This window comes from Lacinutrix sp., from assembly GCF_023299985.1.
GTDB lineage: Bacteria > Bacteroidota > Bacteroidia > Flavobacteriales > Flavobacteriaceae > Lacinutrix.
In genome coordinates this window covers 1-20,819 of record NZ_JALZVX010000017.1, presented here as the reverse complement: position 1 = coordinate 20,819, position 20,819 = coordinate 1, and the positions used below count along the sequence as shown (strand labels likewise).

The following is a 20,819-nucleotide window of genomic DNA, read 5'->3' as shown; positions in this document are numbered from 1 at the left end:
TTTTTTAGTACTAAAAAACAAAGTACTTTTGCACCTATGGCAAGAAAGAATAAAAGAAAGCAAGTTTTTACAAATGTTGAAGTTTTTGATACTGCAGCAAAAGGAAAATCTGTTGCGAAAGCACCAGATGGAAAAGTAATTTTTCTACCAAATGCAGTACCTGGTGATGTTGTAGATGTGCAAACCTTTAAAAAGCGTAAAGCTTATTATGAAGGTAAAGCAACCGTATTTCATACATTAAGTGATAAAAGAACAGAACCTGCTTGCCAACATTATGGTGTTTGCGGTGGTTGTAAGTGGCAAGACATGGCTTACGAACACCAATTATTTTATAAACAAAAGGAAGTAATCAATAATTTAATTAGAATTGGACATATAGAATTACCAGAAATAACACCTATTAAAGCAGCTGCAGAGCAGTATTTTTATAGAAATAAAATGGAGTTCTCTTTTAGCGATAGTCGTTGGTTAACACTAGAGGAAATACAAAGCGACGAAGATTTAGGAGATAGAAACGCATTAGGTTTTCATATTCCTGGAATGTGGGACAAAATACTAGATGTAAAAAAGTGTCATTTACAAGCAGACCCATCTAATGCTATAAGAAATGCAATTAAAACCTTTGCTTTAGAGAACGATCTAGAATTCTTTAACACTAGAAACCAAACTGGATTGCTACGTACATTAATGCTTAGAACATCTTCAACAGGAGATATTATGGTATTAGTTCAGTTTTTTAAAGAAGATAAAGAAAAACGTGAGTTATTACTTGATTTTGTGGCAGAGACATTTCCGCAGATAACCTCATTACAATATGTAGTTAATGAAAAAGCTAACGATACTATTTACGATCAAGAAGTAATTTGTTATAAAGGACAAGACCACATTTTTGAAGAAATGGAAGGTTTAAAATTTAAAATTAATGCCAAATCGTTTTACCAAACAAATTCTGCTCAAGCTTTCGAACTCTACAAATTAACACGCGAATTTGCCAATTTAAAAGGAGACGAGCTCGTTTACGATTTATATACAGGAACTGGAACTATAGCACAATTTGTATCTAAAAATGCTAAAAAGGTTATTGGTGTAGAATCTGTGCCAGACGCTATTAGTGCTGCAAAAGAAAATGCAGAACGCAATAATATTACCAATTGCGAGTTTTTTGTAGGAGACATGAAAAATGTTTTTAACGAAGCGTTTATAAATACGCATGGTCAACCAGACGTTATTATTACAGATCCTCCAAGAGATGGCATGCATAAAGATGTTGTTAAACAAATATTAAACGTTGCGCCACAAAAAGTAGTTTATGTAAGTTGCAATAGCGCTACACAAGCTAGAGATTTAGAATTAATGGATGCTATGTATAAGGTTACTAAAACACAAGCTGTAGATATGTTTCCACAAACGCATCATGTGGAGAATATAGTGTTACTAGAAAAACGTTAGTTTATAAAAAAAAAAAAAATTATCGCTAAAGCAGAAATAATAGATACTGAAACAAGTTCTACATAAATGAAAAAAATAACAACCTTACTTCTACTCTTTATCTGTATAGCATTAAGCTGCGAAAGAGACGATATTTGTTCTGAAGATACACCTACCACACCAAGAATGATAGTAGAATTTAGAGATTTAATACTTACAGATAATCCAAAAAATGTTACAGGACTGCGTGTTGAAGATTTTGAAGATGATACACGCCTTTTAGAAGATTTTAATAATGTTATAGCAGACCAAATAGTTTTACCTCTAGATACTAATAGAGATGAATTGGGTGTTGGTATTACAAAATATCGTGTCTATAGAGATTATGAAGTTTTAGCAGATGGAACAATTGAAGGAAATCCAGATGTTATAACAATAGAATATGGCGTTGAAGATGTTTACGTCTCTCGCGCTTGTGGTTTTAAAACAACTTATAAAAACATTGTAATAACTATAGAACCTGATGCTGACAATTGGATGCTATTTGTAGCACCAGAAAATGATAACCAAACTGTAACAAACGAAAATGAAATACACTTTACAATACGTCACTAGTTGTTTTTTGTTTTTGTGTTGCCTATTTGTTGGTGCACAGGAACAAGAGGAAGACATTAAAAATATAGATTCTATAAAATACGTTCAAAAATATGGTCTTAGAATTGGTACAGACTTTAGCAAACTAGTTAGAACGGCTGTAGATAAGGAGTACTCTGGTTTCGAAATTAGTGGTGATTTTAGACTTACAAAAAAACTTTTCGCAGCAGCAGAAATAGGTAATGAAGAAAAAACGACAACTACAGATTTTTTAAGTGCAACAGCAAACGGTAGTTATATTAAACTTGGTATAGATTATAATATGTACAAGAACTGGTTAGATATGAGTAATATGATTTATAGTGGTTTTAGATTAGGTTACAGTACTTTTTCTCAAACTAGAAATAGTTTTACTGTCTTTAGTCAAGATCAATTTTTCGAACCACAATTTACAAATACAGAAAGCAAAGAATTTAATGGGTTATCTGCTGCGTGGTTAGAATTTATTATAGGTATTAAAGCTGAGATTTTTAACAACTTCTTCATTACCTTAAATGCACAGTTAAAAGGAACAATTTCTAATAATAAGCCAGAAAATTTTGAAAACCTCTACATTCCTGGTTTTAATAAAACTAACGATAGCGGAAGCTTTGGCGTTGGCTACGGTTACACATTTTCTTATTTTATTCCTATTTTTAAAAAAAAGGAATAAAATATGTTTCTGTAAATTAATCGTTATCCATATACTTACCCTTTTTACTTCCAGCATACATTACGTACTTAACTAGACGAGATTCTAGTTTTGCATTCATTAATTTAATTTTACGCGAAGGACGTAAACCAACATGCTTTATAGCTTCTAAGTTAGAGGTTATAAACCAAGCATCTGTATTTGGGTAACCTTGCTTCAAGGTGTCGCCAATGTTTTTATAAAAACTCTCCATTTCTATATCTAAACGCTCGCCATAAGGTGGATTAAAAACAATATGTAACTTCTCCTCTCCTGCTCTTTGAGTTTTAAAGAAATCTTCATGTTTAATGGTAATAAAATCGTCTAATTGTGCATTTTTAATATTGTCGTTAGCTTTAGCAACAGCACTTGGCGATTTGTCGTAACCTACCATTTTATGGTGGAAATCTCTCGTTTTCTTTAATAGAGATTCTTCAATTTTCTCAAAAAGTTCAACATCCCAATCATTCCAGCGCTCAAAAGCAAACTCCTTTCTCATTAAATTTGGTGGAATATTACAGGCAATCATTGCTGCTTCAGCTAAAATAGTTCCACTACCACACATTGGGTCTATAAAATCTGTTTGTCCATCCCAACCAGAAAGCATAATTAAACCTGCTGCTAAAACCTCATTTATTGGTGCAATATTGGTTGCTGTTTTATAGCCACGTTTGTGTAAAGATTCTCCAGAAGTATCTAAAGAAATAGTGCACATAGAACGGTCTATATGTACATTAATTTTTAAATCTGGAAAACGTAAATCTATATTTGGTCGCTCTCCAGTTTCATCTCTAAACTTATCTACAATAGCATCTTTTACTTTTAATGCTGTGTATTGAGAATGTGTAAAAACGGTAGAGTTAACAGTTGCACTTACTGCTAAAGTACCAGAAGATTTCATGTATTTACTCCAATCCATTCTATACACATTTGTGTATAAATCCTTTTCATTATTAACACGAAATGTTTTAATAGGCTTTAAAATTTTTATTGCAGTTCTAATACCTAAATTAGCCTTGTACATAAAACCTTTATCACCTTCAAAGCTAACATTCCTAACGCCTTGCTTTACATGCATTGCACCAAGTTGTGTAAGCTCTTTTGCTAATATCTCTTCAAAACCAAATAAGGTTTTGGCTACCATCTTGAAATTATCCTCCATTATTTTCGTCTAATACAAAGCAAAAATACTCTATTTTTGTTCCAACAAATAATAAACTAAAATCAGATTCTCATTTTCGAGGGAAATAAATATGACAAAAGACGAAACAACCTGGTATGCCTCATGGTTTAACACACCTTTTTACCACATTTTATATAAAGATAGAGATTACAATGAAGCCGAAAACTTTATGTATAATCTTACCAACTACTTAAACATTCCAGAAAACGGAAAAATTCTTGACCTTGCTTGTGGTAAAGGCAGACATGCTGTTTATTTAAATAAAATAGGATTTGATGTTACAGGAGTAGATTTATCTGCTAACAGTATTGCGCATGCCAAACAGTTTGAAAATGAAACGCTTAAGTTTAATGTGCACGACATGTGCAAACCATATCATGAGCAATTTGATGCTGTTTTTAATCTCTTTACAAGTTTTGGCTATTTTGAAAATGAAGAAGACAATCTCAATACTATAAAGGCTATTAAAGCTAATTTAAACGAAACAGGTTTTGGTGTTATCGACTTTTTAAATACCGATTATATAATAGAAAATTTAGTCGAAGAAAACACAAAAACAGTTGAAGGTATCGCCTTTAAACAAAAACGCCGTATCGAAAATGGCTATATAGTTAAAGATATCTCTTTTACTGCAGAAGGTCAAGATTTTGAATTTCAAGAACGTGTTCGTGCGCTTACTTTAGCAGATTTTGAAACTCTTTTTGAAAAAGCTGGTGTGCACTTATTAGATGTTTTTGGAGATTATAAATTAAATAAGTATCATAAGAGTACATCTAAACGTTTAATTCTTATTTTTAAGTAAACTATGCTTTTAAATATTTTACTTCCTATAATATCTGTTGTATTTGGTTTTTTAGTTGTTTTTGTATTAAAGCCAAAACAACCAAAGCACCTAAAACTACTACTTGCTTTTAGTGGAGCCTTTTTATTATCGATAACCGTTTTTCATTTTCTGCCAGAGGTTTATAAAGGCAATTATAAAGATGTTGGCTTATTTATAATGGCAGGTATTCTACTTCAAATTATTTTAGAGTTTTTCTCTAAAGGTGCAGAACATGGTCATGTACATATAAGTAAAAACGCTACTGTTTTTCCTTGGTTATTATTTATTAGTTTAAGTATTCATAGTGTTTTAGAAGGCATTCCAATAGATGGGCACACTAATCTTATTTACGGTATTATTATTCATAAACTACCAATAGCTATTATATTATCTACTTTCTTTTTAGCCTCTAAAATACCAAAATATAAGTCGTTAGCATTTTTATTAGTATTTGCTTTAATGACGCCTTTAGGTGTGTTTTTGTCTGCTAATTTTAGTTTTTTCGATACGTATTATACGCAAATATCAGCATTAGTTATTGGTATATTTTTACATATTTCAACTACCATTTTATTTGAAAGTAACGAAGGACATACTTTTAATGTTACTAAATTATTGACTATTATAAGTGCTATTGTTATTGCTTATTTTATTTAGCGTCAGTTCGAGTTGAGCCTGAAAATGCGAAGTATCGAGAACAAGCGAATTAACTGAATCTTCTCGATACAAATTGTTTCATACTTCTACAATTCAATCGAAGTGACAAAAGAAAAGAAATTATTAACCATAAATTTGAAAACGTGTTTTCAAAAGAAGAATCAAGACAAATAAAACAACTATTCTGGACCAGTTTTGGGAAATCTTTTCCAACAAAATGGATTCTCTACAATACTAAAGCAAAAGGTTTTAGTTTTAAGTTTCATTTTGATAATAAAACTGCGCACGTAAGCTTAGACTTAGAAGACGATCTAGAAAACCGCATTAATTATTGGGAAAAACTCCAACAGTTAAAAACAATTTTAACTACAGAATTTTTACCAGATGCTATTTTTGAAGAAGAATATTTTTTAGACAACGGAAAAGAAATTTCAAGAATTTATGTGCCTTTAGGCTACAAGGTATCAATACATAACAAAAATACTTGGCAAGACGTCATGGTTTTTTTTAATGAAAAGATGAGTGCTTTTGAAGCCTTTTATTATGAATATGAAGATTTTATTAAAGCATAGTAAATTTAAAGAAATGTTAAATGCAAAGATTCTATTAATTAAATACAGTAATTTAATCTTTTAATAATACTTAAATTTATAATTATGAAAAGCTTATTAGTTGCTATTACTTTTTTATTTGGATTAAACTGTTTTGCTCAAGAAGATATTGATGGTAAAAAAATCCTGAGTTTTAATTGTGAAAAAAAATCAGAATTCAATTCGAAAACCAATACTCTAATTCTTACAGGAAATGTAAATTTGAAAACTAGTGTATTTGAGTTTGTAAATGCAGACAAAATTGTACTAAATCAGAATACTAATGAAGTTATCGTAAGTGGAAATTACAAAGTAAACAATAATGGAGGAACTATTCAAACACCTGCTAATGTTACTAAAAATATTTTGAAATATAAAATTGGTGAAAAGATTGCATATGTAGAATGATTAAAGCACCTTTTAAATTTCTTGTAAGTTAAATGAAAATACTTTTCCTAATGCTTATAATCCTTTTTATAATCATTCCTCTAACAGGTATGTTTTTATTAATTAGGTTTATCATTAACAAGTCTAAAGCAAACCAACCTCCTCCAGTATTAGAAAAAGAAAAGAACACATTAATTGCAAAAGTACGTTCTAAAAAAAGTAAACTTACGCAATGGAAACCAGAGTTTGTTGAAGAACTTTCAAACAGATTAAACTTTAATTACACAAAATCTTTTACCAGAAAATTTAATGGTACAATACAATCTCTAGTTGGAGAAAATCTCATTGCTTTTAGACGTTTAGATAGAGGTCAATTTAAGTTAACCTCTAGAATTCTAGCTATAAGTAGTGATTTTGAAATATTTTTTGAGCAAAAAGAAAACGAAATAGCCATTAATTTTAACGACCAATACATTGGAAAAATAGTAGATAACAATGCTTTAGTAGATAAAACAGGAAAACAAATTGGAACAGTAAACCGAAACCAAAACACAAAAGACTACTATTTTATTACTATAAATGACGACCAATTAGCTTATGTTATTAAAAATTCTGACAGAAGAACATTCTTAAGAAATCCGTTTTACGACTTTCAACCATCTTCTATTATAGAAAGAGATCCTTTTTTAGATAACGACGAATTATCAAAATTAACTAAAATGGTTAAGCTCTATCACGAGCTAGATAACGAGGAATACAAATGGGTAGTTTCTTTAATTATCTTTGAAATTATATACTACGGTATCGATTTTTTACAATAAATTTAGTGATAATATAGTAACTTGGTTTTATAAAAAAAATAGTCGAAATTCGTATAACCATAGATAGCTTTAACGCATTAGCAAATATTACATATGAATACAAAAAAAAGAAATTTTGATGTACTACACGATGGCTCTTTAACCAAATCCGTTGCCTTTACCAGAGAAGAAAGAGAACAATTAGGACTAAGAGGATTGTTACCATATTCAGTTGCTAATCAAGACATGCAAGTCACTCGCGTTATGCATGGTTTAAGGAGAAAGGCTTACGATATAGAAAGGTATATTTTACTATCTGCTTTACAAGATCGTAATGAAAAACTGTTTTACAAGGTTGTAATTGATCATATTGAGGAAGTAATGCCTTTAATTTATACACCAACAGTAGGACAGGCTTGTAAAGAGTTTTCTCATATTTTTAAAAGATCAAAAGGATTTTACATAACACCTGAGGATAAAGGAGAAATTAGCAAAATTCTAGATAATTGGCCAGAAAAGGATATTAGAGTTATTGTTATTACAGATGGGCAACGTATTCTTGGACTTGGAGATTTAGGTGCAAACGGAATGGGAATTCCAATTGGAAAGCTAGCATTATATACAGCCTGTGCAGGAATAAAACCACACCAATGTTTACCAGTAATGTTAGATGTAGGTACCAATAATGAAGATATTTTAAATGATGTACTTTATTTAGGTTACCCTAAAAAACGATTAGAAGGTGATGCGTATTTTGAACTAGTAGAAGAATTTGTTACCACTATACAAAAAAAATATCCTGATGCATTAATACAGTTTGAAGATTTTTTAACGCCTAATGCCTATGCATTATTAAATAAGTATAAAGAGCGTGTACTTTGTTTTAATGACGACATACAAGGTACGGCTTCTGTTGCTTTAGCAGGTGTATATGCTTCTACAAGAATAACCAACACAGATTTTAAAGATTTAAAAATCATGTTTTTAGGTGCTGGATCTGCAGCAACTGGTATTGCAGATTTAATGATTTCTGCCTTTATGGATGCAGGACTAACTAAAGAAGAAGCTGCTAAACACTTATGGTTTGTAGATATTAACGGCTTAGTAGTCTCTGGTAGAGATGATTTAATGGAACACAATATGCCTTATGCACACGACCATGAGCAGTTAAATTTCATGGACTCAATTAAGTCAATAAAACCTCATGTACTTATTGGTGCTACAGGAGCTCCTGGTACATTTACTAAAGCTGTTATCGAGGAAATGGCTGCTAATAATGAGCGACCTGTTGTATTTGCGTTATCTAATCCAACCTCAAGAGCAGAATGTACAGCAGAACAAGCATACACATGGAGTAATGGTAAAGCTATCTTTGCTAGTGGTAGTCCGTTTGATAATGTTACATTTAATGGTACAGAGTTTCGTCCTGGACAAGGAAACAACGCTTATGTTTTTCCTGGAATAGGTTTAGGTGCTATATCTTGTAAAGCAAAAATTATTCCTGACGAGCTATTTTTAACTGCCGCGAAAACACTAGCGCAATTGGTTAAACAAGACGATATTAATAGTGGTTCACTTTATCCAAAATTAACTGAAATTAGAAAATTATCATTAGAAATTGCTATTGCAGTTGCAGACAAAGCCTTTGAGTTAGATTTAGCTCAAATCGATAAACCCAAAGATTTAAGACAATTTATTTCAGACTATATGTTTGATCCTCAGTACTAAAACAATTCGTTTATACAGATTAATATTTGTTAATATATTAGCTATACATAACAAAAAACATGGTAAGACGTTTTTTATTTTTCTTAATGAAAAATAAATGTTTTTGAATTATTTTATTACGAACATTAGGATTTTATTAAAGCTTAGTAGAGACTTGATTTTGTAAAAAACAAAAGAACCTTAGAGTAACAACTCCATAATTAACGTATAAATATAATGGCTAGTTTTTTTAATGAAATGAAAAATAGTGTAATAGTTAGGAGAGGCCTTATAATAATTATACTATCATTAACCATATTTTCTTGTAAAGAGTCGAATACTGAATTTGAAGTTGTCATTAAAACTGATGCAGATACAGACTCTTTATCTATGTACCCAAGCTTTGTTTCTAAAAAACTTTTAGATTCTACATATACAATGTTATTTAAAGGGCAAGTTCAAAATGGTGTTGTTAATATAAAAGGTAGTAAACCATCACATCCTATAATGTTTGACATATTTGCAAATAATTTTGGAATGTCAGATAAATTTTTTATTGATAACGGCTCTACTGATCTCTATGTGAGTTTTGTAAATAAAGATAAAAAAGTCATTATACCAAACGATAAAAAATCTAAAACCCAAAAGGAATATGAAATACTAAAAAAGCAAGGATTAGATTCTATTGATAGTTTATGGTGGAAAGCAGATTCTACTAAAGAAAGAAGAAAAATTGGTGTAATTAGAGATACTTTAATAGTCGGTTTTCTTAAAGACAATCCAGATTCTTATGTGCCTATGTGGTTGTTTGCAAATTATTTTTCTTCTCGTAGTAATAGGTATAGTAAATTGTACGATGAATCAACTTATCTTTTTTCAGATGAAATTAAAAAAACAGAATTATTTAAAAATTTTAAATCTAGTTTAAAAGCAGCAAAGAAATTTTCATTAAAAAATAAAGAATTATCGCTTAAAAATACTGAATTAGAAAATGTTCGTTTTAAATTAAGTAACCTAAATAATAGTAAATATATTCTACTGGATTTTTGGTACTCCAATTGTAGTCCATGTCTTCGTGAAATGCCAAAATACATACCAATTTATGAAGAATACAAAGACTTAGGTTTTGAAATTGTTAGCATCTCAGTAGACAAGACCAGTAAAATAGAAGATTGGAAGAAATTAATTATAGATAAGGAGTTTACTTGGATTCATTATTTAGATGAAAACGGAATAGAAACGAAAAAATTAAATATATACAGTTTCCCTACTACATTTTTAATTAATAATGAAGGTGAAATAATAGAAAAAGGTATCACATCAGTAAAATTAGAAAACTTCTTAAGTGTAAAATTAGATTAATAATTAAATCTAGTAAATCGAAAAAACAACTGGTAACTTGTATAATTAATTGATAGACTCTTAGCCTACTTGGAAATTTATAAAAACTCTAAACCACATACAAATACACCATAAAAAAGTGGCAAATAGCTCCAGTTAGCACAAACAAATGCCAAATAACATGGAAAAAAGATTTCTTTTCAAGAGTATAAAATATAATACCAATAGTGTAAGCTGCACCACCAAGCGTTAACAAAGTAATGCCTTCAGTTGGCATTATGGTTTTTAAGTTAGAAAAATCGAATACAATTAGCCAACCCATTACTAAATATAATAGCGTAGAAAACACATTAAATTTACCTGTAAAAAATATTTTTAAAACCACACCAAAAGCTGCAATTCCCCAAACAACAGCAAATAAAATCCAACCTAAACTCTGCTCTAAACTTATTAATAAAACTGGTGTATAAGTTCCTGCTATAAGCAAATAGATACTTATGTGATCTATAACTCTAAAGGTGTGTTTGTATTTTCCGTTTTTAATAGCATGGTAAGTTGTAGAAGCAGTAAAGAGAATAATTATAGACAAGCCATAAATAATAACACTTAGTAAGCTATATTCTGTTTTGTGCGTATCTTTAAGAATAAGTAATATTAAACAAACAACGCCTAAAACAGCACCAATTCCATGTGTTATTGCGTTCCATTTTTCCTCGCTTTGGGTTTGTATGCGCATTTAAGACTTTGGTTTTTGTTCGGTTTTTACTGCTGTTTTATCTTGGTTTAACCATTTATTGGTGAGTTCGAAAAAATCAAAATCGAAAGCAGATTTTTGTTCTTTTAAAAGACCGTTTTGAAAATTACGTTGTAAGATATCTTCAATTAAATAGTCTTCTTTTACATGTTCTGGATCAAATTCTCGTTTTAAAGAAATATCAAACAAGCTTGCTGTATTATTAAACCAGAAGGCTCTCCAGCCGTTTCGTAATTCTTTAATAAGAGAAAATGTTGTTTTTCCTGTTTGCCTATGAATAAGTTTTATAAGTATCTGTCCTTCGGTTCTGGTCATTTTTTTTAATTCACCAGAAAATTCACTTTCAATATATTTCTGCACCTTTTTAGCATACTTCTTTTTCTTTCGTTTAGAATCTAAAGTTGCTAATTGGTCTGTAAGCGAGTCTAGTCTTTCGGCTGCCATTTTAGCATAAGGATAAACTTTTATTGTTTTTCGTCTTAAAATATAATAACGCCTTCTGTTTTCTTTACTATCAAATTTTAATTTATGCAGTAGTAATACTTCGTCTAGATCTATTGCTTCACGTGGTATAGAATCGCCATCAATAATCATATACTCTACGTGTGTAGAATCTTGATCTATCTCTGGAATTTGCCCAAAAATAAATATAGGAAATATTAATAAAAGTGGTAAAATGTATTTCATATAAATAAATGACGCTAAAACCATTCCAAAAATAGAAAGTTTCAACCTTATGCTACAAAATTAATAATTATACTAATGTTAACTATTAAATAACTGTGAATATTCTTATTTTAGTACAAAATTTAAAAACAATGGCAAAAAAGAGCATACTTAATAAAAAGTCTATGGACTTTTTAGAGAAATATTTAAACAACGCTTCACCAACAGGTTACGAGTGGGATGGGCAAAAAATATGGATGGATTACTTAAAACCTTATGTAGATGAATTCTTTACAGATACTTATGGTACTGCAGTTGGTGTAATAAACCCAAAAGCAAAATATAAGGTAGTTATAGAAGGTCATGCAGATGAAATCTCTTGGTATGTTAATTATATAGACGACAAAGGTTTAATTTATGTAATAAGAAATGGTGGTAGTGATCACCAAATTGCACCAAGTAAAATAGTAAATATTCACACTAAAAATGGCATTGTAAAAGGTGTTTTTGGCTGGCCAGCAATACATACTAGAAATAGAGCAAAAGAAGAACCACCAAAGCCTAATAATATATTTATAGATTGTGGTTGTAAAACAAAAGCCGAAGTTGAAGCACTTGGTGTACACATTGGTTGCGTTATTACGTATCCAGATGAGTTTCATATTTTAAATAAAAATAATTTTGTTTGTCGTGCTTTAGATAATAGAATGGGTGGTTTTATGATTGCCGAAGTAGCGCGTTTACTTAAAGAAAATAAGAAGACATTACCTTTTGGATTATACATTACAAACTCTGTACAAGAGGAAATAGGATTACGTGGTGCACAAATGATTACCGAAACTATTAAACCAAACGTAGCCATTGTTACAGATGTAACACACGACACCACTACGCCAATGATAGATATGAAAGTACAAGGTGAAGCAGAAATTGGTAAAGGTCCAGTTATAGCTTATGCGCCTGCTGTACAACAAAAATTACGTGATTTAATTACAGATACTGCCGAAGAAAAGAAAATACCTTTTCAACGTGCTGCATTGTCTAGAGCAACAGGAACAGATACTGATGCTTTTGCTTACAGTAATGGTGGTGTTGCTTCTGCACTTATTTCGTTACCGCTACGTTACATGCATACAACAGTAGAAACTGTGCATAGAGAGGATGTAGAAAATGTGATTAAATTAATTTATGAAACGTTATTGAAAATTGAAGATGGTGAAACATTTTCTTATTTCGATTAGTTAGTTAAACATAAAACAAACACAAATTAAGCCTCTTTATTGAGGCTTTTTTTTAAGTTATGATAGAAGAATACATCGATATACTTACAAAAACTGGAGAGCCAACTGGACAGTCGGCTACAAAGTCAATAATCCATAGTAAAGGCTATTACCATAATACAGCACACATTTGGTTTTATACTACTAAAGGCGAAATACTATTACAACAACGTGCAGCTTCTAAAGTAATTTTCCCATTACTTTGGGATGTTAGTGTTGCAGGACATATAGATGCTGGAGAAACCATTAAATCTGGTGCTATTCGTGAAATTAAGGAGGAAATTGGTTTAACAATTTCTGAAAATGGATTGGTAAAAATAGGCAGCTTTGATTCTTTTAAAACGTATCCTAATGGTATTATTGACAATGAATTTCGTCATAGTTTTATTGCAGAATTAAAAGTAGACATTAATGCCTTAACACCACAGAAAGAAGAAGTTGAAGCTTTAAAATTAGTTTCTTTTACTGAATTTATACAACTTTTAAAAGACTCTGAAACTAATGGACATTTTGTGGCAGGCAATAGTAAGTATTATGAGGTTGTACTTAGTACTATTAAAAAACAAATCAACAAGAAATAAATAGTATTTGACACAAAATTGCAGAAAAGCAATTTCACTAAAACTAACAAACTCTGAGAACAAATAATAAAACCGTCTCTTCGAGTGATTTTGAGGAACTAAAAATTGTATCGAGAAGCATCACAATTAAAACATAATTTTTCTAAATTCGTTTCATGGAATTAATTATTTATGCGCTTGCTCCTGTTGCAGTTATTATACTTTACATTTATTTAAAAGATAAATATGAAAAAGAACCTAAACAACTGCTTTTAATTTCCTTTTTACTTGGTGCTATTGTTAGCATTATTATTACAACAATACTCTACCGTTTTTTTGATTTAGCATTGCCTTTAACCAATAGTTTAAGTGTACTCCAACAATTTGTTCAAGCTTTTTTTGTAGTCGGTTTTTCTGAAGAATTAAGTAAATACCTAGTTGTTTTACTCTTTGCACAAAGACACAAAGCCTTTAACGAACCTTTTGATGGTATTGTATATGCTGTAATGGTTTCTATGGGTTTTGCCGCTACAGAAAACATATTATATGTTATGGAAAGTGGACCAACAACTGCTTTATTAAGAGCCTTTACTGCCATTCCTGCACATGCTACTTTTGGAATTTTAATGGGTTATTTTATGGGTAAAGCCAAGTTTTCTAATAATAGAATACTATTGAACCTAAGTGGTTTAGTTTTAGCCGTTTTATTTCATGGTGCTTACGACTTTTTCCTATTTATAGACTTTATTCCTGGTATTTGGATAGGTGCTTTTGTATCGCTAATTATTGGTGTTCTCTTATCGCGAAAAGCAATTAAAAAACACCAATTAGCATCACGTTTTAAAAATGATTTAGAAGTTAAATCTTAATTCTATTTCTTTATAAACTTAAGCGTTTGTTTTGCTGTTTTAGAAGTGAACTGTACAAAATATACTCCATTAGATAAGTTGCTTACATCTATATTATCTTGAGATGTCATGCTTTTTTTTACTAACTTTTTTCCAGTAATATCATAAATAGAATAGTTAAGTGTATCTTGATTATTAGCTTCCACACTTAAAACATCTGTAACTGGGTTTGGATATATTTTAATATTAGAAACTAAAGTACTTGATACTGTAGATAAAGTAAAGCTATTTAATTCAGCCACATAACTATCTACAGAAATGCCGTCTTCTGTTCCACTCCAATCGCTACCAAAAAGTAATCGTGTACCTGTAGGACTTATTGTTACGTGTGGTTCTCCCCAATAATTTATTTCATCTTCATCACTTCTATGGTGTGCTACACGGTAAACATCTGCATCAAACTCGTTAACCTTTGCTATATATAATTCTTGATCTAAAATGCGTACACCATCCTTCTCGAAACCTAAACTAGAAACTGCAACCCAACCACCTTCTGTGTTTTTATGTGCTAAAGAAGAAATGTGTGTTCCAGATTTTGGATAAGCATATAAATCTGCACTTCCATCTGGTGTTGATACAGGTGTTACAGAAAAACAATTTCCTGTAGTTGCGTTGTGTGCAACTAAACTACCTTGACATCCACCACTTGGACCTTGCTCGAATGCAATAGCAAATATAGCATCGTCACCATTACTTAATTTTCCTATGCAAGAGTGTTCTGTTTTATCAATGTTTAAATCTCTTACAAAGTTGCCATTTACGTCATAAACTTTTTCCTTATGAAAAAACAAATTACCACTAGGAAAAGGCATTGGAGCTGTAAAACTAATATTAGCAATATTAAATTGTGTTAATGTTGCTGTAGAAATACGATAATAGTATGCTGCATTGTTACCACATCTAAAAGAAAACACATCGTTATCCCAAGACATCATTTGTATATCGTTTCCGCCAGATAAGCCATCAGAAGTTGGACAACCACTTATGGTTCTAATATTTACAATAATTGTTTTAACTTGTGTTTGTACATTATAACTATACAAATTATCGTTAAAATTATCCATGTAAAACAAAACATCTGGATCTGTAAAAGACCAGAAAATAGACTCTACATCGTCTGGACTAACATCTGTTAAATCTCTAATAAAGGTATAGTTTTGACCATTTAACAACTGGTGCGTACCTCCTTTTTTATAAACAATCATTAAGCTTTCATCTGCATTCCAAGACTGGATTGTACTGTACATTGGTGCAATAAAGTCTCCTGCTGTTGCTTCAGTAATACGTCTAATTTCTGTTGAAGGAAATGATGGATCTGTAACCGATTGTAAGTAGGCTGGTTTTGCCAATGGCTGCATAGGATGTTGCACTACATCGTTAGCATTATAACCAATAGATAAATCTTGTGCAAAACTATATTGTATTGCTAATAAAAAAAGAATAAGTAATTTTAATTTCATAATAAGTAGTTTTGTATATTAGTATATACGTTCAAATTTTGCGTAATAGATTTGTGTGCCAAAAATATAAAAAAAAGCGAACAGAATTATATAATACTAAAAACTATACAGTTAGACCTATATTTTAGCCTGATAGGTGTATAAATCGTAATAACGACCTTCCTTAGCAATTAACTCGTCATGGTTTCCACGTTCTGCTATTTTTCCTGCTTCAATTACCAAAATTTGATCTGCTCTTCTAATAGTACTCAATCTGTGTGCAATTACAATAGTGGTTCTGTTCTTAGTTAATTCTGCTAAACTCTTTTGAATTAGTGCTTCGCTTTCTGTATCTAAATTCGAGGTAGCTTCGTCTAAAATAATAATTTTAGGATCTGCCAAAATAGCTCTTGCAATAGCAATACGCTGTCTTTGTCCTCCAGATAGCTTCACACCTCTTTCTCCAATTAAAGTTTCTAATCCATCATCAAAACGGTCTGTAAACTCATTTACATAAGCTGCTTTTACTGCTGCTTGTAATTGTGCTTCTGTAGCATTTGGCCTTGGAAACAGTATGTTTTCTCTAATACTGCCTTCAAATAAAAACTCGTCTTGCAAAACAACACCTAAATGTTTTCTAAAACTTTTTAGTTTTACTTTAGACAAGTCTTCTCCATCTATAGTAATTTGTCCAGAATTAGGATTTAAAAACGTTGCAGACAATCCAGCAATAGTAGATTTACCAGAACCAGAACTACCAACCAATGCTATTACAGAACCTGAAGGTGCTTTAAAATCTATATTATGCAAAATAGGTTTGCCAGCTTCATATTCAAAAGAGACATCTTTAAATTCTATTTCGCCTTTAAATTCTTTAAGTTTTATGTTTCGGTTTTCGTCATCTTCTTCAGCAGCCATATTCATAAGCTCTTCGGTTCTGTCTAAACCTGCTAAAGCTTCTGTTAATTGACTTCCAATATTACTCATTTGTACTATTGGAGCCACCATAAAAGCTAATAAGAACGTAAACTGAAGAAAATCACCAGGTGTTATTTCGCCTTGTATCATGTAATGTCCACCAATTCCCATGATTCCTGCTGTTGCTAATCCTATTAAAAAGGTTGAAGAACTCGTCATTATCGCAGTTGCGGTTAAACTCTTCTTCACATTAATAAAAATATCATTTACACCTTTTTCGAAAACTTTAGATTCTTGGTCTTCAGCATTAAAGGCTTTTATTACACGAACACCTGCCAAAGTCTCTGTTAAACGTCCTTTTACCTCAGCACTAATTTTTCCTCTTGCTCTAAAAATTGGACGAATATATTTAAACGATTTTAAGGCTATAATTCCGAAAATTGATAATGGAATAAAAGTAAAGAGCGTCATCCATACGTTCATTCTTAATAAAATAACTAAAGTTAAAATAGCGGTAAACGAGCCACCAACTAATTGTACTAAACCTGTACCAATTAAGTTTTTAACACCATCCACATCACTCATTATCCTTGAAACTAGAGCTCCAGATTTTGTATTATCGAAAAAACTAATAGGAAGTGATAATACTTTTTTTTGTACTTGTGCTCGCAACTCGCTTATTAAATACTGTGCTTGAATACTTAATACTTTAGTTAATAAAAAAGAAGTTATGGCTTGTACCAAAATAGCAGTAACCACAATGGCAATTAACGTGTATAGTTGACTGTAATCTTTTTCAGGCACAACCTCATCAAGTAAAACTTTACTTTGCAATGGTAAAACAAAACCTGCTAGACTACGAATAATTATTAAAATTAGGCCTAAAAAAACCAGCTTACGTCTTGGCCAAATAATGGTTTTAAACGCTTGTTTTAAAGTTACTTTTGGTTTGGTTTTATCTTTTTTATCTAAAATTTGTAAATGTCTCATCAATCAATTTTTGTTTTGCAAATATACGCTTGAAACACCAATCAATTAAACTAATAAACTAATGTTTTGTTAATTCAAAATAGCTTACAAATTACTTTTTTGTTTTAGTGTATTTTTGCACGATGCGAAAACAAGCACAAATTAAAAAAGAATTTATTGCCTTAATGGCTGCACTAATGTCTTTGGTTGCATTGTCTATTGATGCACTATTGCCTGCTCTTCCTGAAATAGGTGAGCATTTAGGTGTTACAGATACTACAAAAAATCAATTACTAATTACCATGATTTTTTTAGGTTTAGGTTTTGGGCAACTTGTTTTTGGACCTTTATCTGATAATTTCGGACGCAAAAAAATGGTGTATTTTGGTTTTATTGTTTTTGTAATTGCTAGTATTGTTTGTGTAACTACCAAAAGTCTGGAGATTATGATTATTGGTCGCATTTTTCAAGGCATTGGCCTATCTGCTCCAAGAAGTATCTCTATTGCCATGATTCGAGATAGCTATAGTGGTGATTATATGGCAAAAATACTTTCTATAGTTGTTATGTTCTTTATCTTAATACCTGTTGTTGCACCTACTTTAGGTCAGTTTTTACTTCATTTTTTAGATTGGAGAGCCATCTTTAATGTTAACATGGTAATTGGTGCTATTGTATTGGTTTGGTTCTGGAAGAGACAACCAGAAACATTAAGTACCGAAAACAAAAAACCGTTTACGTTTAGAAGATATTTAACAAGTGCTAAAGACTTTTTTACACATAAAGAAGCTGTTGCTTTCACCTTAGCATCAGGTTTTATTACAGGCTCTTTTATGGTGTATTTAAGCACCTCTCAGCAAATTTTTCAAGACCAGTATGGTTTAGGAGAGTTGTTTCCATATTTTTTTGCCAGCATTGCTATTGCAGTAGGTTCGGCAACGTTTTTAAATAGTCGTTTAGTGGTTAAATTTGGATCTATGCGTATTGCATTTATTGCAACAATTGCATATTTCGTGATTTCACTTCTGTATATTATTCTTTTTTACAATAAAGGTAACCCAAACATTTATGTATTGCTTGGGTTTTTCTTATTTCAGTTTTTTGCTGTTGGATTACTTTTTGGTAATCTGCGTGCTTTAGCTATGCAACCATTAGGACATATTGCTGGAATGGGTTCTGCAATTAATGGTTTTATTTCTACGGTTATGGCTGTGCCAATTGCTAACTATATTGGTGGTTTTGTTAAAACTTCTGTATTGCCTTTATTTATTGGGTTTTCAATTTTTGGATTTCTAACGTTGTTGGTTTTTATTTTTATGAAAAAACAAATGAAGGTTGCTAAAGCTTAAAATTTATTTTATTATTATTTTCTAATTCTTCTTTAGAATTTTGTATCAAGAACTTGGTGAAAATATAAAAACTTCTCGATACAATTCTCCTAAGGTCGAATCACTCTAAGAGACAATAATTATGTCATTGCGAGGACACAGGACGTGGCAATCTGTTTAATGTTAGTTTTACACGTCATGAAATTGCTTCAGGTTTACTTCATTGTCTCGCAACTTACAATGACAACTTGAGATTATTTGCTTTATTATTAATAACAAAACTATTATCGTTTTTTACCTTTAGATTTATTCTCTTTAATTTTTACGTAAATAAGTTTCTTATGTCCTCTTGAATCTTCACGTCTTTCTATTTCAAAGTTTTTAATAGATTTAATTAAAGGTGTTAGTTTCTGAAAACCATAATTTCTAGCATCAAAATTTGGTTGTTTCTTTTGTAACAAACTACCAACGTCTCCTAAAAATGCCCAGCCATCATCATCTGCAACATCATCTATAGTAGTAGCTATAAAACGAATTTCTTTATTAGTAATTTTATCGTGTGTGTTTTTAGACTCTGTAGATTTTTTTGTAGTTTCTAAAGTATCATCATCTTCAGACTGATTTTTTAAAATCTCGATATAAATAAACTTGTCGCAAGCTACTATAAAGGGATTTGGTGTCTTCTTCTCTCCTATTCCATAAACTTTCATTCCAGCTTCTCTTAAACGTGTTGCTAGACGCGTAAAATCGCTATCACTAGATACTAAACAAAAGCCATCTACTTTCTCTGAATATAAAATATCCATAGCATCTATAATCATTGCAGAATCTGTAGCGTTCTTTCCTGTAGTGTAACCATATTGTTGTATTGGTGTAATGGCATTTTCTAGCAACAAACTTTTCCATTTGTTTAAGTTAGGCTTAGTCCAATCGCCATAAATACGCTTAATGGTTGGATTGCCATATTTAGCAATCTCCTCCATCATCTCTTTTACATTGGCAGATGGTATGTTATCGCCATCAATAAGTACTGCTAGTTTAATATCTGTCACTTTGTTGGTTTTTTTATTTAGTTTATTCTAAAGGTAATGGCTTTAAAACAAAAAGCTGTCTAAAATCAAAACAGATGTCATATTGAGCTTGTCGAAATATTTTTAAATTACCGATGAATAATATCAGTTTCGACAACCTCAACTTAACAAGTCTATATATTTTGAATTTTTAGACAGCCTTCTTAGATTATGCTTAAGCTATTATTTACGTGCTGCTTTTTTAGCTAATTTTGCAGCCTTTTTTTCTTTTGGTGTTAAAGCTGCTTCTTTTTTTACGTTTTTTCTTGAGTCTTTAGACTTTGCCATGGTATTGTGTTTTTGTACTATTCTTTTTATTAAAGTTAAATATAGTAAATTTTATGTCATTGTTAATATGCATGACGTTGCAATCTACTTCTAAGCTAATTAACCAACTCGTTTTGAAAGCCAACTCTAAAACAACGCTCTTCTCCTAGATATAATGGATTGCCATGCTTCTCAGACCAAAAACCATCTAAAATATCTTGAGTAATACATTTATACACTACAACACCTTTGTAAACAGTTTCGTCTTCTCCTTTGTAGTTAAAGTTTATAACTAAGATGTTGTCTTTAAAAAAGCCTGTGCCTGTTTGTTCTTGGTCTTCTCCTATTTGCCAATTGGCTATTATTCTGTTGTTTTGATCTAGTGTTAAGTCTAGTGTGCCTTTGTAGGTTGTTGATTCT

21 protein-coding genes are annotated in these 20,819 nt (G+C 30.9%); 14 read left to right on the top strand and 7 right to left on the bottom strand.

Annotation, left to right across the window (positions count from 1 at the left end):
* The first annotated feature begins 36 nt into the window (after window positions 1–36).
* From rlmD to Q0C58_RS01180, 3 genes are all read left to right on the top strand, one after another.
* On the top strand, window positions 37–1,449 hold the full coding sequence (gene rlmD, locus Q0C58_RS01190) for a 23S rRNA (uracil(1939)-C(5))-methyltransferase RlmD (RefSeq protein WP_290696526.1): 1,413 nt from the start codon (window positions 37–39) through the stop codon (window positions 1,447–1,449).
* Between the two features lie 66 nt (window positions 1,450–1,515).
* Window positions 1,516–2,043: a DUF6452 family protein gene (locus Q0C58_RS01185; protein ID WP_290696524.1), complete on the top strand. Its 528-nt coding sequence runs from the start codon at window positions 1,516–1,518 to the stop codon at window positions 2,041–2,043.
* Complete coding sequence (locus Q0C58_RS01180) at window positions 2,015–2,734, top strand: DUF6048 family protein (protein ID WP_290696522.1); 720 nt, start codon at window positions 2,015–2,017, stop codon at window positions 2,732–2,734. Before Q0C58_RS01185 ends, Q0C58_RS01180 begins: the two co-directional genes overlap by 29 nt.
* Before the next feature lie 16 nt (window positions 2,735–2,750).
* Here the strand turns inward: Q0C58_RS01180 and Q0C58_RS01175 are convergent, their stop codons facing one another.
* A complete protein-coding gene (locus Q0C58_RS01175; protein ID WP_290696521.1) occupies window positions 2,751–3,914 on the bottom strand; it encodes a THUMP domain-containing protein in 1,164 nt (387 codons plus the stop codon).
* A gap of 91 nt (window positions 3,915–4,005) precedes the next feature.
* On the opposite strand from Q0C58_RS01175, the gene Q0C58_RS01170 reads away from it, so the two are divergent.
* The 7 genes from Q0C58_RS01170 (at window position 4,006) to Q0C58_RS01140 (ending at window position 10,261) form a co-directional block, all read left to right on the top strand.
* Window positions 4,006–4,737 carry a class I SAM-dependent methyltransferase gene (locus Q0C58_RS01170; protein WP_290696520.1) on the top strand — a complete coding sequence of 244 codons (732 nt, stop codon included), beginning with the start codon at window positions 4,006–4,008 and terminating at the stop codon, window positions 4,735–4,737.
* A 3-nt stretch (window positions 4,738–4,740) separates the two neighbouring features.
* Window positions 4,741–5,415, top strand: a complete 675-nt coding sequence (locus Q0C58_RS01165; RefSeq protein WP_290696519.1) for a ZIP family metal transporter — start codon at window positions 4,741–4,743, stop codon at window positions 5,413–5,415.
* 143 nt (window positions 5,416–5,558) lie between these two features.
* Window positions 5,559–5,987: a DUF4268 domain-containing protein gene (locus Q0C58_RS01160; RefSeq protein WP_290696518.1), complete on the top strand. Its 429-nt coding sequence runs from the start codon at window positions 5,559–5,561 to the stop codon at window positions 5,985–5,987.
* Window positions 5,988–6,071: 84 nt separating this feature from the next.
* Window positions 6,072–6,413, top strand: a complete 342-nt coding sequence (locus Q0C58_RS01155; protein ID WP_290696517.1) for a hypothetical protein — start codon at window positions 6,072–6,074, stop codon at window positions 6,411–6,413.
* A 50-nt stretch (window positions 6,414–6,463) separates the two neighbouring features.
* On the top strand, window positions 6,464–7,213 hold the full coding sequence (locus tag Q0C58_RS01150; RefSeq protein WP_290696515.1) for a hypothetical protein: 750 nt from the start codon (window positions 6,464–6,466) through the stop codon (window positions 7,211–7,213).
* A gap of 93 nt (window positions 7,214–7,306) precedes the next feature.
* Complete coding sequence (locus tag Q0C58_RS01145; protein WP_290696513.1) at window positions 7,307–8,920, top strand: NAD-dependent malic enzyme; 1,614 nt, start codon at window positions 7,307–7,309, stop codon at window positions 8,918–8,920.
* Between the two features lie 237 nt (window positions 8,921–9,157).
* Window positions 9,158–10,261, top strand: a complete 1,104-nt coding sequence (locus tag Q0C58_RS01140) for a redoxin domain-containing protein (protein ID WP_290696511.1) — start codon at window positions 9,158–9,160, stop codon at window positions 10,259–10,261.
* An 88-nt stretch (window positions 10,262–10,349) separates the two neighbouring features.
* Here Q0C58_RS01140 and Q0C58_RS01135 read toward each other — a convergent pair whose 3' ends face one another.
* Together Q0C58_RS01135 and Q0C58_RS01130 are read right to left on the bottom strand one after the other, a co-directional pair.
* Complete coding sequence (locus Q0C58_RS01135) at window positions 10,350–10,976, bottom strand: hemolysin III family protein (RefSeq protein ID WP_290696509.1); 627 nt, start codon at window positions 10,974–10,976, stop codon at window positions 10,350–10,352.
* Entirely contained in the window at window positions 10,977–11,681 is a 705-nt protein-coding gene (locus tag Q0C58_RS01130) for a DUF4294 domain-containing protein (protein WP_290696507.1), read from the bottom strand.
* A gap of 131 nt (window positions 11,682–11,812) precedes the next feature.
* Here Q0C58_RS01130 and Q0C58_RS01125 point away from each other — a divergent pair, with 131 nt between their 5' ends.
* The 3 genes from Q0C58_RS01125 to Q0C58_RS01115 all read left to right on the top strand — a co-directional run bounded on the left by Q0C58_RS01125 (window position 11,813) and on the right by Q0C58_RS01115 (window position 14,369).
* Window positions 11,813–12,901 carry a M42 family metallopeptidase gene (locus tag Q0C58_RS01125; RefSeq protein ID WP_290696505.1) on the top strand — a complete coding sequence of 363 codons (1,089 nt, stop codon included), beginning with the start codon at window positions 11,813–11,815 and terminating at the stop codon, window positions 12,899–12,901.
* Between the two features lie 59 nt (window positions 12,902–12,960).
* The gene (locus Q0C58_RS01120; RefSeq protein WP_290696504.1) at window positions 12,961–13,521 is read left to right on the top strand and encodes an NUDIX domain-containing protein; all 561 of its coding nucleotides are present in this window, start codon (window positions 12,961–12,963) and stop codon (window positions 13,519–13,521) included.
* Between the two features lie 155 nt (window positions 13,522–13,676).
* Window positions 13,677–14,369, top strand: a complete 693-nt coding sequence (locus Q0C58_RS01115) for a PrsW family glutamic-type intramembrane protease (RefSeq protein WP_290696502.1) — start codon at window positions 13,677–13,679, stop codon at window positions 14,367–14,369.
* Between the two features lie 2 nt (window positions 14,370–14,371).
* On the opposite strand, the gene Q0C58_RS01110 is transcribed toward Q0C58_RS01115, so the two are convergent.
* Both Q0C58_RS01110 and Q0C58_RS01105 read right to left on the bottom strand, forming a co-directional pair.
* Window positions 14,372–15,868, bottom strand: coding sequence for a T9SS type A sorting domain-containing protein (locus tag Q0C58_RS01110; protein ID WP_290696500.1), 1,497 nt, complete (start codon window positions 15,866–15,868; stop codon window positions 14,372–14,374).
* 117 nt (window positions 15,869–15,985) lie between these two features.
* Window positions 15,986–17,755, bottom strand: a complete 1,770-nt coding sequence (locus Q0C58_RS01105; RefSeq protein ID WP_290696498.1) for an ABC transporter ATP-binding protein — start codon at window positions 17,753–17,755, stop codon at window positions 15,986–15,988.
* Between the two features lie 122 nt (window positions 17,756–17,877).
* Between Q0C58_RS01105 and Q0C58_RS01100 the strand changes: the two genes are divergently transcribed.
* Window positions 17,878–19,083 carry a multidrug effflux MFS transporter gene (locus Q0C58_RS01100; protein ID WP_290696496.1) on the top strand — a complete coding sequence of 402 codons (1,206 nt, stop codon included), beginning with the start codon at window positions 17,878–17,880 and terminating at the stop codon, window positions 19,081–19,083.
* Window positions 19,084–19,346: 263 nt separating this feature from the next.
* Here Q0C58_RS01100 and Q0C58_RS01095 read toward each other — a convergent pair whose 3' ends face one another.
* Window positions 19,347–20,114, bottom strand: a complete 768-nt coding sequence (locus Q0C58_RS01095) for an NYN domain-containing protein (RefSeq protein WP_290696494.1) — start codon at window positions 20,112–20,114, stop codon at window positions 19,347–19,349.
* 401 nt (window positions 20,115–20,515) lie between these two features.
* Window positions 20,516–20,819 (bottom strand): hypothetical protein (locus tag Q0C58_RS01090; protein WP_290696492.1); only part of this gene is annotated, 304 nt, incomplete at its 5' end.

Bases quoted from the DNA above. Each gene is read 5' to 3' on its own strand.
- Q0C58_RS01165 (WP_290696519.1), top strand. From the start codon at position 4,741: ATGCTTTTAAATATTTTACTTCCTATAATATCTGTTGTATTTGGTTTT.
- Q0C58_RS01115 (WP_290696502.1), top strand. From the start codon at position 13,677: ATGGAATTAATTATTTATGCGCTTGCTCCTGTTGCAGTTATTATACTT.
- rlmD (WP_290696526.1), top strand. From the start codon at position 37: ATGGCAAGAAAGAATAAAAGAAAGCAAGTTTTTACAAATGTTGAAGTT.
- Q0C58_RS01135 (WP_290696509.1), bottom strand. From the start codon at position 10,976: ATGCGCATACAAACCCAAAGCGAGGAAAAATGGAACGCAATAACACAT.
- Q0C58_RS01130 (WP_290696507.1), bottom strand. From the start codon at position 11,681: ATGAAATACATTTTACCACTTTTATTAATATTTCCTATATTTATTTTT.
- Q0C58_RS01150 (WP_290696515.1), top strand. From the start codon at position 6,464: ATGCTTATAATCCTTTTTATAATCATTCCTCTAACAGGTATGTTTTTA.
- Q0C58_RS01170 (WP_290696520.1), top strand. From the start codon at position 4,006: ATGACAAAAGACGAAACAACCTGGTATGCCTCATGGTTTAACACACCT.
- Q0C58_RS01120 (WP_290696504.1), top strand. From the start codon at position 12,961: ATGATAGAAGAATACATCGATATACTTACAAAAACTGGAGAGCCAACT.
- Q0C58_RS01140 (WP_290696511.1), top strand. From the start codon at position 9,158: ATGAAAAATAGTGTAATAGTTAGGAGAGGCCTTATAATAATTATACTA.
- Q0C58_RS01175 (WP_290696521.1), bottom strand. From the start codon at position 3,914: ATGGAGGATAATTTCAAGATGGTAGCCAAAACCTTATTTGGTTTTGAA.
- Q0C58_RS01100 (WP_290696496.1), top strand. From the start codon at position 17,878: ATGCGAAAACAAGCACAAATTAAAAAAGAATTTATTGCCTTAATGGCT.
- Q0C58_RS01185 (WP_290696524.1), top strand. From the start codon at position 1,516: ATGAAAAAAATAACAACCTTACTTCTACTCTTTATCTGTATAGCATTA.
- Q0C58_RS01105 (WP_290696498.1), bottom strand. From the start codon at position 17,755: ATGAGACATTTACAAATTTTAGATAAAAAAGATAAAACCAAACCAAAA.
- Q0C58_RS01155 (WP_290696517.1), top strand. From the start codon at position 6,072: ATGAAAAGCTTATTAGTTGCTATTACTTTTTTATTTGGATTAAACTGT.
- Q0C58_RS01180 (WP_290696522.1), top strand. From the start codon at position 2,015: ATGAAATACACTTTACAATACGTCACTAGTTGTTTTTTGTTTTTGTGT.
- Q0C58_RS01125 (WP_290696505.1), top strand. From the start codon at position 11,813: ATGGCAAAAAAGAGCATACTTAATAAAAAGTCTATGGACTTTTTAGAG.
- Q0C58_RS01145 (WP_290696513.1), top strand. From the start codon at position 7,307: ATGAATACAAAAAAAAGAAATTTTGATGTACTACACGATGGCTCTTTA.
- Q0C58_RS01110 (WP_290696500.1), bottom strand. From the start codon at position 15,868: ATGAAATTAAAATTACTTATTCTTTTTTTATTAGCAATACAATATAGT.